Origin of the sequence: Coprococcus sp. RTP21428st1_C9_RTP21428_210409 (assembly GCF_040227395.1) — a bacterium.
In the GTDB taxonomy this organism is placed as follows: Bacteria; Bacillota; Clostridia; order Lachnospirales; family Lachnospiraceae; genus Coprococcus; species Coprococcus aceti.
On record NZ_JBEHVV010000016.1, the window covers coordinates 36336 to 51351 of the forward strand.

Annotated in this window: 14 protein-coding genes; 8 read left to right on the top strand and 6 right to left on the bottom strand. The window is 39.8% G+C overall.

Annotation, left to right across the window (positions count from 1 at the left end; genetic code table 11):
• The 6 genes from mnmE to rpmH form a co-directional block, all read right to left on the bottom strand.
• On the bottom strand, positions 1-1300 hold a 1300-nt coding region (gene mnmE, locus ABUA34_RS05045), incomplete at its 3' end, for a tRNA uridine-5-carboxymethylaminomethyl(34) synthesis GTPase MnmE (RefSeq protein ID WP_349822950.1).
• A gap of 183 nt (positions 1301-1483) precedes the next feature.
• Positions 1484-2110, bottom strand: a complete 627-nt coding sequence (gene jag, locus ABUA34_RS05050; protein WP_022217387.1) for an RNA-binding cell elongation regulator Jag/EloR — start codon at positions 2108-2110, stop codon at positions 1484-1486.
• Positions 2110-3444, bottom strand: coding sequence for a YidC/Oxa1 family membrane protein insertase (locus tag ABUA34_RS05055; RefSeq protein ID WP_119999437.1), 1335 nt, complete (start codon positions 3442-3444; stop codon positions 2110-2112). Before ABUA34_RS05055 ends, jag begins: the two co-directional genes overlap by 1 nt.
• An 11-nt stretch (positions 3445-3455) precedes the next feature.
• Positions 3456-3668, bottom strand: coding sequence for a membrane protein insertion efficiency factor YidD (gene yidD, locus ABUA34_RS05060; RefSeq protein WP_022217385.1), 213 nt, complete (start codon positions 3666-3668; stop codon positions 3456-3458).
• 4 nt (positions 3669-3672) lie between these two features.
• Positions 3673-4014, bottom strand: a complete 342-nt coding sequence (gene rnpA, locus ABUA34_RS05065; protein ID WP_022217384.1) for a ribonuclease P protein component — start codon at positions 4012-4014, stop codon at positions 3673-3675.
• Positions 4015-4091: 77 nt separating this feature from the next.
• Positions 4092-4226: a 50S ribosomal protein L34 gene (gene rpmH / locus ABUA34_RS05070; RefSeq protein ID WP_004852723.1), complete on the bottom strand. Its 135-nt coding sequence runs from the start codon at positions 4224-4226 to the stop codon at positions 4092-4094.
• A 671-nt stretch (positions 4227-4897) separates the two neighbouring features.
• Between rpmH and dnaA the strand changes: the two genes are divergently transcribed.
• The 8 genes from dnaA to ABUA34_RS05110 all read left to right on the top strand — a co-directional run.
• Positions 4898-6265, top strand: a complete 1368-nt coding sequence (dnaA, locus tag ABUA34_RS05075; RefSeq protein WP_022217383.1) for a chromosomal replication initiator protein DnaA — start codon at positions 4898-4900, stop codon at positions 6263-6265.
• A 398-nt stretch (positions 6266-6663) separates the two neighbouring features.
• The gene (dnaN, locus tag ABUA34_RS05080) at positions 6664-7770 is read left to right on the top strand and encodes a DNA polymerase III subunit beta (protein ID WP_022217382.1); all 1107 of its coding nucleotides are present in this window, start codon (positions 6664-6666) and stop codon (positions 7768-7770) included.
• Between the two features lie 14 nt (positions 7771-7784).
• The gene (locus tag ABUA34_RS05085; RefSeq protein ID WP_015534430.1) at positions 7785-7994 is read left to right on the top strand and encodes an RNA-binding S4 domain-containing protein; all 210 of its coding nucleotides are present in this window, start codon (positions 7785-7787) and stop codon (positions 7992-7994) included.
• A gap of 32 nt (positions 7995-8026) precedes the next feature.
• Positions 8027-9127 carry a DNA replication/repair protein RecF gene (gene recF / locus ABUA34_RS05090; RefSeq protein ID WP_055145954.1) on the top strand — a complete coding sequence of 367 codons (1101 nt, stop codon included), beginning with the start codon at positions 8027-8029 and terminating at the stop codon, positions 9125-9127.
• A gap of 2 nt (positions 9128-9129) precedes the next feature.
• Positions 9130-11049 carry a DNA topoisomerase (ATP-hydrolyzing) subunit B gene (gyrB, locus tag ABUA34_RS05095; RefSeq protein ID WP_117549934.1) on the top strand — a complete coding sequence of 640 codons (1920 nt, stop codon included), beginning with the start codon at positions 9130-9132 and terminating at the stop codon, positions 11047-11049.
• A 60-nt stretch (positions 11050-11109) separates the two neighbouring features.
• On the top strand, positions 11110-13668 hold the full coding sequence (gyrA, locus tag ABUA34_RS05100; RefSeq protein ID WP_349822951.1) for a DNA gyrase subunit A: 2559 nt from the start codon (positions 11110-11112) through the stop codon (positions 13666-13668).
• 117 nt (positions 13669-13785) lie between these two features.
• Positions 13786-14169: a hypothetical protein gene (locus ABUA34_RS05105; RefSeq protein WP_207641797.1), complete on the top strand. Its 384-nt coding sequence runs from the start codon at positions 13786-13788 to the stop codon at positions 14167-14169.
• Between the two features lie 28 nt (positions 14170-14197).
• Positions 14198-15016: fumarate hydratase (locus ABUA34_RS05110; RefSeq protein WP_349822952.1), on the top strand; the 819-nt coding region annotated here is incomplete at its 3' end.

Genomic DNA, 15016 nt, shown 5'->3' on the forward strand with positions numbered 1-15016 from the left:
GTTCATACGCATCCATGAGATCAATGGAGAAAAAGTCTTCCTCCATTCCCATATCTATGCTTTCTTTAACCTTTAACAGTGCATTTTTGGTGCACACAAGTTCATTTTTGTGCCGGGTATTAGTGATATAAAGCTGATCATTATATGTCAGTGTACCCTCAAAAAACATCCTGTTCAGAAGCTCATACAATTCTTCACTGCCATCACCGGTCAGTGCTGACAACTGAATTATATCTGCATCTATATATTTCTTAATATTCGATTCGTCTATCTTCTTTTCCAGATCAGATTTGTTGAGTATCACAACAACATTCTTATCCTGTATTCTGGACATGATCCTGTGATCGTTCTCATCCAGGTCAATTGAACTGTCTACCACATAGAGCACAAGATCAGCTTTATCCACAGACTCTAATGCCTTATCCACACCTATCTTCTCAACTACATCATCTGTATCTCTTATTCCCGCAGTGTCAACTATGTTCAGAGTTATACCTCTTACATTTATCACTTCACTGAGCGTATCCCTGGTTGTGCCGGCCATATCTGTTACAATCGCCCTTTCTTCGCCCACAAACATATTCATCAGCGAAGACTTACCCGCATTCGGTTTACCAACAATAACCGTATTTATTCCCTCAGACAACACTTTTCCATTGTCAAATGTTGTCAAAAGGTTATCCACACTATCTACAAGGTTATCCACAATTATTTCTAACTTTTGTGGAAAACCATCCAGACTGTAGTGTTCAGGATCATCCAAAGCAGATTCAATAAACGCCACATTGTACAGAATCTGTTCTCTCATATCAATAATCTTATCCCTAAGTCTTCCCTGAAGCTGCTCCACAGACGTTCTGGCTGCAAATTCATTTTTTGCATTTATTAAATCCATGACGGATTCTGCCTGTGACAGATCTATCCTTCCACCGAGGAATGCTCTCTTTGTAAATTCTCCAGGTTCGGCTGCCCTTGCACCACATTTTATTACCAGATCAAGTATCTTTCGGAGAACTACTATACCTCCGTGACACTGAAGTTCACACACATCCTCACATGTGTACGTATGGGGAGCCTTCATGACCAGAAGTATAGCCTCATCTATCATTCTGTCATCCTCATACACACCACCAAATGCAGCAGTGTAAGATTTCATATTTACCGCTTTTTTGTTTTTATTTGCAGCGCGGAACAACATGTCTGTTATCTCACATGCCCTGTCTCCGCTGATCCTTATTATTCCAACTCCGGCATTACTCATACCGGTGGTTATAGCTGCAATGGTATCTTCCTTGAACATATCTGTCTTACACTTTTCCTTTCACCGTGATTAAACAACCTATCTATGTAGTGTACAACATTACCAATTCATTTTCCATATAAAAAAACTAAACTGCAACAAAAAAGAGACCATTTTCTCAAATGATCTCTTTCCTGTCACCATAAAATATTGCGATGATCTTTACACGCATCAGCGTGACTATTATTTCTTCTTGAGATATACAATAACCTTACGATATGGCTCCTCGCCCTCGCTTCTGGTTGCTACATACTTGTCGTTCTGAAGAGTAGCATGGATTATTCTTCTCTCATAAGGATTCATTGGCTCAAGAGCAAATGATCTCTTTGATCTCTTAACCTTGAATGCTATATTCTTGGCAAGATTCTCAAGTGTCTCTTTTCTTCTTGCTCTGTAGTTCTCTGTATCGAGCTTAACTCTGATACGTGACTCGCTCTTCTTATTGATAGCAAGTGTTATAATATACTGAAGAGCATCTAGAGTCTGTCCACGCTTTCCAATCAAAATTCCCATCTCTGGTCCCTCAAGATTGATAGACAGAACATTCTCTTCCTCATCAAAATCCATCTGGATCTCTGTCTGGATATCCATAGCCTTGAACAGGCTGTCAAGGTACTCCTTAACATCGTCCAGGAATGTCTTCTTTTTTCTTGCCTTTATGATACAAGGCTTTGAACCTATACCAAGAAATCCCTTTGTCTCTTCGCTGATAACTTCATACTCAAGATCTGTACTAGGGACTCCAAGTTCAACACTGGCCTGCATAAGGGCTTCATCTTTGGTCTTACCTTTGAATTCTAAGAATTCCATTATTTATTTCCTCCCTTATCGTTGCTATTGTTCTGGTACTTAAGCATTATATTCGCCTTAGCTCCTATACTGCCTGGTTTATAGTTTACATTTTCTCTGCGGGTTACATCATCACTGTCAACATTCACTGAATGTGCAGGATTAACATAACTCTTAAGTCTTGAAGAAGCCATCTTATTTATATTCTCTGACTGACTGTTCTCTGTTGGAACGTTACCATTCTGAGCATCCATCATTCTCTCATAGAAAGATTTCTTATCAGGGTTCTTCTTCTTTGCCTGCTTCTTGGCAGCCTTCTCGGCACACTTTGCAAGCAGCTCATCCTTGTCCTGATGATTATAATAAGCATCAACTATAAGCTGAGATATTATCATAATAACAGAACCAACTATCCAGTAAAGACCGATAGCTATAGGAAGAGTTATACAGAATATAAGTGACATGATAGGCATGTAGTACATCATACCCTTCATCATGTTGTTGGCTGTCTGCTGATTGCTATCCATGTTGCTATTCTGTGATGACTTCATGGATATCTTTGTCTGTAAGAACTGCATGAGAGCAGAAACGATAGGAACCACCAAAGCTATTGAAAGCTTCCATCCCGGTGCATCTGCAATATTCAGTCCAAACAGGAACTGGTTCATATTGTGGAACTGATCAACATAGCTTGTGAGAGTAGCATTACCTGTAAGATCAAGATTAGCTATCAGCTTATCCCAATCACTCTTAGAAAACTTATCAAGCACATCAATGATCTGATTCTTTGTAGGGTCATCACCCATCTGTTTCAATGCCATTGTAACTGTGCTTACCTTCGATTCACCTGCTACATCACTTATAGCTTTGATATAATCTGTCTTGGTACTCAGTATCTCTACGATCTTTCCGTATGTCTTTGTCATTGAAGGAACATACGCAGGTATGTTCTGGATAACCCTGTACAGACCATAGAATATAGGCAGCTGTATAAGCGAAGTCAGACATCCTGATGCCATACTGACACCATATTTCTTCTGGATCTTCTGAGTTTCCTGCTGCTGCTTCATCATTGAGTCCTGATCAGTCTTGCCTTTATATTTCTTTGTTGCCTTGGCAATCTCAGGCTGGATGAAACTCATGATCTTACTTGATCTCTGCTGCTTGAAATATAATGGGAACAGCGCGCCTCTCAGTACAAATGTGAACAAAATAACGCACACACTGAGATTGACGTATGTGAATCCCATATGGCTTCCAATAAATCCAACGAACATGTAAATCCAATTGAATATCTTACCGAGCAGCCAACAAACTGGTCCGAGTATCATTCCATCTTCTCTAGTTAGAAACATAATTTTCTCCTTTATGGAACTGGATCATATCCTCCTTTTGAAAAAGGATTGCATCTAAGTATCCTCCATACTGCAAGGAGACCACCTTTTAAAACTCCATACTTTTCGATAGCCTCAATTGCATACTGCGAACAAGTAGGAAAATACTTGCAGGTAGCATGTCCCTTAAGCGGTGACAAATACTTCCTGTAAAATTTGATTAAACCAATAAATATTTTTTTCATTTCTTTACCCTATGTGGCTTATCTTCTTTAACCCACACAAATGCATCAAAGCACTCTCAATGTCCTGACATTTCTTGTCCTTTGATGACGGTCTGGCTACTATCACTATGTCATAGCCAACATCAATATTTGCTCTGTTTAATCGGTAAGCTTCTCTAATCAATCTGGTTACCCTGTGTCTTACCACACTGTTACCAACTTTCTTACTAACAGAGATTCCGAGTCTGTTGTAATCCAAGCCGTTGCTTCTCAGATACATAACTAAATATTTATTGGCTACCGAATTCTTTGTGCTGTACACACTGCCAAACTCTCTGCTGTTTTTTAATGTAATCATCTTACTCATTGTGTAACCACCGAAACTTTGATTATTAGAAAAACTGTTGCTGTGACCCTATAAAAAAAGGTCACAACCATGTGACCTTACGCTGATAATTTCTTTCTTCCCTTAGCTCTTCTAGCGGCCAGTACCTTTCTGCCATTAGCAGTACTCATTCTCTTTCTAAAGCCATGAACCTTAGATCTCTGTCTCTTCTTAGGCTGGAATGTCATCTTCATTACAAAACACCTCCTTCTTTACAAATTTACTTGCCTATTATAAATAAATAGATAATGTGAGTCAAGCCTTTTTTGCCGTTTTTCCTATATTTTATAAGGATTTCAGCCACTATTTGATAAAGGTGACGAATCGTTCTGGATTAATTAGGTGGATACATTAATATTAATCACAAAATGTTGTGGTTTCATAGATTAATCACATTTTTGTAAGCATTTAATTTTTGTTACCAGTCGCTTTACATAATGTTATCCACAATTTGTTGGTAACTTGTTGATAACTTTTTACTTTTGTGGGTTTAATTCTAAAAAACCCAGTATTTATCGCTGTTTGTGATGTTCACAAATATAAAACAGTCATTTTTTTATATTTACATAAGTTTGAAAATAATAATTATTATGAAACTTATGTAACAAAGTTATCAACATTCCATGTGGATTATACACAAATAAGATTTTTTATTAACTTTTTCATTTTTTGCCCCTTATTCTCGTTTATTTTGATTTTACCCCCAAATACGTGTACCTAACCGTATAAGCATGTAAAATCAAAATAAAGGCAATTTATCTTGTTTTTAACCTTAATATGCTTGAAATAGGGGTGCATTTATTATAAAATATAATAGTGTTATTAATAATAGGAAGAATTATTTTTTTGAGGAAGGTTTTTTACGATGAAGGACTTAATATTAGCCAAGTGGAATGACATTTTGAATATACTTGAAAATGAACATGGAATTTCCCATATCATGATCCATACATGGATCGAACCTCTCAAGATATATTCAGTTGAGGATAACAAGGTCTATTTCACTCTGGACGAGGATTACGGACAGAGAGGCGTAGAATTTCTCAAGAGAAAATTATTTGATATATATCTTGAAACAGTTCTCAGAGAGCTCTTTCAGGACGATTCAATTCAGGTTATATTCACACTCGAGAGTCAGATGAGAAAGGATGAAAAGTCCCCTACATATTCAGAGGACTACAACGATGCCATTGCCAAGAGCAATCTCAGACCTGACTACACATTTGAGAACTTTATTGTTGGTGAGAGTAACAAGCACGCTCACGCAACATGTCTGGCAGTTGCCGATTCACCTGGACAGGACAAGTTCAATCCACTTTTCCTGTATGGAGGATCAGGACTGGGCAAGACTCATCTTATGCAGTCCATAGCCCACTATATACTCCAGCACAATAGTAATATGAAGGTTCTCTATGTTCCATCGAACAAATTCACGAATGAGATCATAGAAGCAATCTCCAAGAATAAAACTGAAGAATTCAGAAACAAATACAGAACAGTGGATGTTCTTCTGATCGATGATATCCAGTACCTGATCGGTAAGGCAAGTACGCAGCAGGAATTCTTTGACACCTTCAACGCTCTTCATGACGAAGGTAAGCAGATAATCCTGTCGTCGGATAAGCCACCAAAGGAGATCAAGACTCTGGATGAGAGATTCAGATCAAGATTTGAGTGGGGTGTTCCTATCGACATCCACGCTCCTGATTACGAGACACGTATGGCTATCCTCAAGAACAAGGCTGAGATAAAGGGACTTACCGATATCATCAGCGAGGAGATATTTGAGTATATCGCCAACAATATAACCTACAACGTACGTGAGCTTGAGGGTGCGCTCAACAAGCTCAGCGTATATTCAGAGCTCGGAGATATCAAGATCACTGAGGAACTTGCCAAGAACGTCCTCAAGGATTTCATATCCAAGGATTCCAAGGTTACCATAACACCTGAGCTCATTATCAACACTGTTTCAGAGCATACTAATATATCAGTCAGTGACATCGTATCCACGAAGAGAAGCCAGGATATAGCCACTGCCCGTCAGATATCCATGTACCTGTGCAGAAAGTATACGGACAAGGGTCTGAAGAGTATAGGAGATGCATTTGGAGGAAAGGATCACTCCACCGTGCACAGCAATATACAGAAGGTTGAAGATAAGATTGAGAAGGATCCGGAATTTGCTGAGATGGTTGACGTCATAATCAAGAAGCTTAATCCACAAAAATAGCAAGTTATCCACATTTTTACCTTATAAACTCACTTATTTGTTTATAACCTTACAAACATAACGTGACTGTATATTGTTATTTGATGTTTGTTACATGTTGTTATGTGTTTGAGAATTGTTCTTACTCCTGAAAATCAGGATTTTGCCATGTTGGTAAATGGTCAGTTTATGAACAGGTTAAAATTGATTAGTAACATGGACACATAATTCTCAAAGCCTTGATTTGTAAGGGCTTGATACACTTTCAACATTATCAAAAGCACTACTACTGATACTACTAATTATCTTAATATATTTATAGTTAAGCGCTCGCACTGTTTGTTGTTATTTGAAGTTATACACACATATCATATTTTGATGATCATTATATTTGGACATGAAAGGAGATCACACTTAAAATGAAAATTTCCATAAGAAAATCTAACTTACTTCAGGGTATAAATATCGTATCAAAGGCTGTCTCCAACAAGACGACCCATCCGATACTGTCTTGTATCCTGGTTGAAGCTGCAGGCGGTGTTATTAAGCTCACAGCTAATGACATGGAGATAGGAATAGAAAGTTATGTTGACGGTACTGTTATAGAGGACGGAAAGGTTGCACTCGAGGCAAAGCTTTTCTCAGATTTCATAAGAAAGCTTCCTGACAGCGACATAACTATAGAGAGTGATAAGGACAGCAAGACACTTATCAAGTGTGAGAGACTTGAGTTCAACATACCTGGAAAGTCAGGAGAGGATTTCTCCAATCTTCCTGTTGTATCAAAGGATAAGTTCATAACCATATCTCAGTTTGCGCTGAGAGAGGTTATCAATCAGACAATATTCTCTATATCAGATAATGAGAACAATAAGCTTATGACCGGTGAGTTATTTGAGGTATCAAACAATAAGCTCAGCGTGGTTTCTCTGGATGGACACAGAATATCCATCAGATATATAGAGCTCAAGGGAGATAATTCAGACATTAAGGTTGTAGTTCCAGGAAAATCCCTCAGCGACATAAGTAAGATCATGAACGGTGGAGTTGATGATCCTGTAAATATTTATTTCACTGACAACAATATATTATTTGAGTTTGATAATACAAAGGTTGTTTCAAGACTGATAGAGGGCGAGTATTTCAGAATAAGCCATATGCTCTCAGTTGATTATCAGATCAAGATGAAGATAAACAAGAGAGAGTTCCTTGACAGTTTGGATAGAGCAACTCTTCTTATAAAGGATTCAGACAAGAAGCCTATCAGACTCAGCATTGATGACAGAACTCTCGGTCTCAAGATCAGTTCTCTCATCGGTTCTCTGAATGAGGAGATAGATATCGAGAAGGAAGGTAACAATCTTGTCATTGGATTTAATCCAAAGCTTATAATAGATGCACTCAGAGTAATTGACGATGAGAATGTAACTATTTATTTCAACAATACAAAATCTCCATGTGTTATCAAGGATGATGCAGAGACATATATCTACCTTATCCTTCCTATGGGAATCAACGAAGAGTAAGAAGGGGTGAGAATATGGAGATAATCAAGTTAAGAGATGAGTTCATAAAGCTTGGACAGGCGCTTAAGGCTGCCGGTCTGGTGGAGTCAGGAGTTGACGCAAAGGAGGTCATAGTTCAGGGACTGGTTGTGGTTAACGGTGAGATAGAGACCAGACGTGGAAGAAAGCTTTATGATGGTGATGAAGTAGAATTTGATGGTGATAAGATAAGTATTCAGAAATAATTGTGGTCGCCATCTTGCAGATGGTGAAGGTTATGTATATAGAGTCGATAGAGCTGAGTAATTACAGAAATTACAGTAATGTGAAAGTAGAATTTGGAAAAAATACGAATATCCTGTACGGCGATAACGCCCAGGGCAAGACAAATATACTTGAATCCATATACATGGCAGCGACTACGAAGTCACACAGAAAAAATACGCAGGATAAAGATATCATAAAGATAGGTGAAGACGAGAGTCATATAAGATTATTTGTCAACAAGAAAGACATATCGCACAAGATAGATATGCATCTTCGAAAGAGCAAAAATAAGGGAGTGGCGATCGATGGCATACCCATAAGGAGGGCCACGGAATTATATGGTCTTCTCAATGTCATATTCTTTTCACCTGAAGATCTGACTATCATTAAAAATGGACCAGCCGAGAGGAGAAGGTTCATGGATCTTGAATTGTGTCAGATAAGCAGATTGTATTATCAGAATCTGGCATCATATAACAGGATACTCAATCAGCGAAATAATCTGTTAAAGCAGATTTATCATAACAGAAGTCTCATGGATACACTGGATGTGTGGAATATGCAGCTTGTGGACTATGGGTCGAGGATAATAAAAGAGAGAAGAAATTTTATCGACATGATGAATGAGATAATTGGGGAGATCCACAGTCATCTCACATCGGGCAAGGAAAAGCTAGAGATAGTGTATGAGTGCAATGTCGATGAAGATAAATTCGATGAGACACTTCAGGAAAAGACTGAGATGGATATCAGATATTCAAGTACACAGTCTGGTCCACACAGAGATGATATAAGTTTTCTCATAAATGGAATAGACGCCAGAAAATATGGTTCACAGGGACAGCAGAGAACAGTTGCCCTGTCACTCAAGATGGCGGAGATAAAACTTGTAAAAAGGATAATCAATGATAATCCGATATTGCTTCTGGACGATGTCATGAGCGAGCTGGACACCAGCAGACGTGATGCATTGATAGAAGAGATAAAAGATATACAGACTATCATAACCTGTACGGGATATGATGATTTTGTTAAAGAGCAGGTAATAATCAACAATGTTTATAGCGTGGTAGAGGGAACGGCCACCAGAGTAAGAACGGAGGAAGCATGACAATGGAAAATGATAATTATGGAGCTGAACAGATACAGGTTCTGGAGGGACTGGAAGCAGTCAGAAAGAGACCTGGTATGTACATAGGAAGTACATCCTCCACTGGACTTCACCATCTTGTATACGAGATAGTTGATAATTCTGTAGATGAGGCTCTGGCAGGATATTGTACCCACATTCAGGTGTATATAAATGAGGATAACTCCATCACCGTAGTGGATGATGGACGAGGAATTCCTGTTGGAATACATAAAAAGCAGGGAATACCTGCTGTTGAGGTGGTATTTACCATACTTCATGCCGGCGGAAAGTTCGGCGGTGGAGGATATAAGGTATCCGGAGGACTTCACGGTGTTGGTGCATCAGTTGTAAATGCACTTTCAACATGGCTTGAAGTCGAGATTACCAGAGATGGCAAGGTGTACAAGCAGAGATATGAGAAGGGCAAGGTTATGTACAAGCTTCAGGTTATAGGTGAAGCACCTGAGGGAGTATCAGGAACAAAGGTTACATTCCTGCCGGATCATACAATATTTGAAGATAACATATACGATTACGATATACTGAGAAACAGACTTCGTGAGATGGCATTCCTTACAAAGGGCCTGAAGATAAGTCTTACAGACAAGAGACTTATTCCTGAGAAGGTAAGATCATTCCACTATGAGGGTGGTATAAAGGAGTTTGTAACATATCTGAACAGACACAGAGATCCTCTGTACAATGAGGTAATCTACTGTGAGGGAGTCAGAGATGGAATAAGTGTTGAGGTGGCACTTCAGCACAATGATTCATACAATGAATCCACATACAGCTTTGTAAATAACATCAACACACCTGAGGGTGGAACACATCTGACAGGATTTAAGTCAGCCATAACAAAGGTGTTCAATGATTATGCAAGAAAGAATAATATTATCAAGGATAAGGATGACAATCTCTCGGGTGATGATCTGAGAGAGGGACTTGCAGCCATCGTATCTATCAAGATAAGTGATCCTCAGTTCGAGGGTCAGACAAAGCAGAAGCTTGGTAATTCAGAGGCAAGACCTGCAGTTGAGAGTGTTGTAACTGAGCAGCTTACATATTATCTTGAGCAGAATCCGCAGATTGCTAAGATAATTGTGAATAAAGCGGCTGTTGCACAGAGAGCCAGAATAGCTGCAAGAAAGGCAAGGGATGTTGCAAGGAAGGCAAATCTTTCAGACAACATGGCACTTCCTGGAAAGCTTGCGGATTGTTCAGACAAGGATCCAAAGAACTGTGAGATCTACATAGTCGAGGGAGATTCCGCCGGTGGTTCAGCTAAGACAGCGAGATCAAGAGCAACACAGGCCATACTTCCACTCAGAGGTAAGATCCTTAATGTTGAGAAGGCAAGAATAGACAGAATCCTTGGAAATGAAGAGATCAAAGCCATGATCACCGCATTTGGAACAGGTATCCATGAGAACTTCAATATAGAGAAGCTCAGATATAACAAGATCATCATCATGACCGATGCCGATGTGGATGGAGCTCATATAGCAACTCTTCTCCTCACATTCTTCTACAGATTCATGCCTGATCTTATCAGAAAGGGACATGTATATCTGGCACAGCCACCACTTTACAAGCTGGAGAAGAACAAGAAGGTATGGTATGCGTACAGTGATGATGAGCTGAACAGTATACTTGATGAAGTCGGAAGAGATCAGAACAACAAGATACAGCGATACAAGGGACTTGGAGAGATGGATGCAGAACAGCTCTGGGAGACAACCATGGATCCAGAAAAACGAATTCTTCTCAGAGTGGCAATTGATGATGACGATGAGTCAGAAATCGATATGACATTCAATGTACTCATGGGAGATAAGGTTGAACCACGTCGTGAGTTTATAGAGACAAATGCCAAGTATGTAAAGAATCTCGATATATAGTATATTGATTAAATAAATGTGATGAAACATAACCAATATCGAGAGAAAGGAAATCAAAAAATGGATGACGATAAGATTTTTGATAAAATAGATGAAGTTGGTCTGAAAAAAACAATGGAGCGTTCATATATAGATTATGCCATGAGCGTTATCGCTGCCAGAGCTCTTCCTGATGTAAGAGATGGTCTTAAACCTGTTCAGCGAAGAATACTTCATTCTATGATAGAACTTAACAATGGACCTGATAAGCCACACCGTAAATGTGCCCGTATCGTCGGTGATACAATGGGTAAATATCATCCACATGGAGACAGTTCAATATACAAGGCACTTGTAAAGCTGGCTCAGGAGTGGAATACCAGATATCCACTTGTGGATGGACATGGAAACTTTGGATCGGTCGACGGTGACCATGCCGCTGCCATGCGATATACAGAGGCAAGACTTTCCAAGATATCCATGGAGATGATGGCAGATATAAACAAAGATACAGTTGATTTCACACCTAACTTTGATGGTACAGAGAAAGAACCTGTGGTACTACCATCACGTTATCCTAACCTATTGGTAAATGGTACATCAGGTATCGCAGTAGGTATGGCTACCAATATTCCACCACATAATTTAAAGGAAACTATCGATGCAGCCATAAAGATCATCGATAACAGAGTGGAAGAAGGACGTGAGACAGAGATAGATGAGATCATGGACATAGTAAAGGGTCCGGATTTCCCTACAGGCGCACAGATACTGGGCAGACAGGGAATAAACGATGCATATAGAACAGGTCGAGGCAAGATAAAAGTACGTGCAATCACAGAAATCGAAACAATGAACAACGGAAAGCACCGCATTGTTGTAACCGAACTACCATATATGGTAAATAAATCCCTTCTTATAAAGAATATGGTCGATCTTGTCAAGAACAAGAGAATCGATGGAATCACAGATATAAGAGATGAGTCTTCAAGAGAGGGAATGAGAGTTGTCATTGAGCTTAGAAAGGATGTCAATGCCAACGTAATACTCAACCAGCTCTTCAAACACACACAGCTCCAGGATACATTTGGATGTATCATGCTGGCTCTGGTGGATGGAGTACCTAAGATACTCAACATCAAGGACATGCTCACATACTACCTGAAGCATCAGGAGGATGTTGTCACAAGAAGAACAAAGTATGATCTGAACAAGGCTGAGGAGAGAGCCCACATATTACAGGGTTATCTCATAGCACTGGACAACATAGATGAGGTCATCACGATCATCAGAAATTCAAAGAATGTTGGAGAGGCTAAGGCAAAGCTGATCGAAAGATTTGGACTTTCCGAGGCACAGGCCGGAGCAATCGTTGATATGAGACTCCGTGCTCTGACAGGTCTGGAAAGAGAGAAGATTGAGAACGAGTACAATGAGCTTATTGCGAAGATAGCTGAGTACAAGGAGATACTTGCAGATGAGAATAAGCTTCTCGGAGTTATCAAGACTGAGCTTGCAGTGATAGCTGACAAGTACGGTGATGAGAGAAGAACATCCATAACTGCATATTCAGATGATATAACAGATGAGGAGCTTATCAAGAGAGAAGAGATAGTTATCTCCATGACAAAGCTCGGATATATCAAGAGAATGCCAAAGGATACCTTCAAGGCACAGAACAGAGGCGGCAAGGGTATCAAGGGAATGAACACCATCGACAACGATATAATCGATGAGATATTCCTTACTAATACCCACAACTTCATAATGTTCTTCACCAATATGGGAAGAGTATACAGAATGAAGGGATACGAGATACCTGAGTCGGGACGTAATGCAAGGGGTGTTGCGATAGTCAACCTTCTTCAGCTTCTTCCTGGTGAGAAGGTAACAGCCATAATCCCTATAGCCGGATTTGACAAGAAGTATCTCATGATGGCTACAAAGAATGGTATTGTAAAGAAGACCAAGATAGAGGCATTTGAGAATATAAGAAAGACCGGTCTGGCTGCCATAACACTGAATGAGGGAGATGAACTCATAGAGGTTAAGGCAACGAGCGGTGAGAATGATGTATTCCTTGTAACTGCCAAGGGTATGTGTATCAGATTCAATGAAGAATGTGTCCGTGATACAGGACGTACATCCATGGGTGTACGTGGAATAAGATGCGACAAGGGCGATGAAGTCATAGCAATGCAGCTTGATGTTCAGGGCGATGAGATTCTCTTCGTAACCACAAAGGGTATGGGAAAGAGAACTGAACTGTCAGAATTTGCCCCTCAGATGAGAGGCGGTAAGGGTGTCAAATGTTACAGGATAACCGATAAGACCGGTGACATCGTCAGCGCAAAGGCCGTGACAAATGACCATGACATTATGATGATGACCAATGAGGGAATCATGATCAGAATGCATTGTTCAGATATAACTGTAATAGGAAGAATAACCTCAGGTGTCAAGCTTATGAATATCGGCAAGGATGGCAACACATTTGTGGCATCTGTTGCAAAGCTTGCAAGAAGTGATGAAGATGAAGAGGCAGAGGACTCAGAGAATCCAGAATCAGCAGAAAATGAAGTATCAGAGAATGTAGAGAACGATACGGAGAATGATGCCGAGAGTAATTCAGAGGAGTAATTATAATCACAAATAAAGATAGATGTACTGTGTTGTAATATGCAAGACAGTACATCTTTTTTTATGTCCATGGATGTTTACAGATTGTGTGCAAATAGCCGTTATGATATACTTATCTTGGATTACACATTGGGAGAAAATAATCCTGAACGCAGGATTTTGAAGGTTATTATAAAGAGATTGGAATTATGGGAAAATACAACAAAATTATTGGGGGTAAAAGGCATGACGGCGAATGTGATACAGGTGGTGGCATCGGCGGCTACAACGGCTGCATCTACGGTTACAGAGGCAACAACGGAAGGAAAACTGGACAAGATATTCCAGAGCTCCGAGAAGGCGTCTGAACTTTCTTACAGTATAATGAACATCATATATATATTGGCGGCGATGATCATAGTTGTTGCGATATTTACAGTGGTGTTATACATATACAAATTCATCATGAACAGGAGAGATCCAAACTACAAAAAGAACGATGATACGTTCCTGGATGATTAAAAAAAATTTATAAAATGGCGGTGAAGAGATGAGAGTTATTGCAGCAGAAGAGATTACCAAAAATGTAAGGGAGATGTGCATCGAAGCAAATGTAAATCTGTCTGAGGATATGGAGAAGGCAATCAGGGATTCAGTAGAATCTGAGGACAGTCCGCTCGGAAAACAGATACTTGGACAGTTATGTGAGAATCTGGATATAGCAAAGGAGAATGATATTCCTATCTGTCAGGATACGGGAATGGCTGTTTTCTTTGTGAATGTTGGACAGGATGTACATATAGAAGGAATGAACATAACTGATGCCATAAACGAAGGTGTGAGACAGGGATACACTGACGGATACCTGAGAAAATCAGTGGTAAAGGATCCTCTTATCAGAGAAAATACAAAGGATAATACCCCGGCGATTATACATTATGATATAGTTCCGGGAGATAAAATAGAGATAACTATAGCTCCAAAGGGATTTGGAAGCGAGAATATGAGCAAGGTGTACATGCTCAAGCCGGCAGATGGAGAAGAGGGCGTGAAGGCTGCTGTTCTTCAGGCTGTAAAGGATGCCGGACCAAATGCATGTCCTCCCGTATTCGTAGGTGTGGGTCTTGGAGGAGACTTTGAGCTTGCTGCGAAGCTTGCAAAGAGGGCTCTTACAAGAAAGGTAGGAGTTCACTCAGACAGAGAGCATATAGCAAGGATAGAGAGTGAGCTTCTGGAGATGATCAACAACACTGGAATAGGACCTGGCGGTCTTGGAGGAAAGACCACGGCACTGGCTGTGAACATAGAGACATATGCCACTCACATAGCCGGAATGCCATTGGCAGTTAATATGTGCTGTCATGTGAAC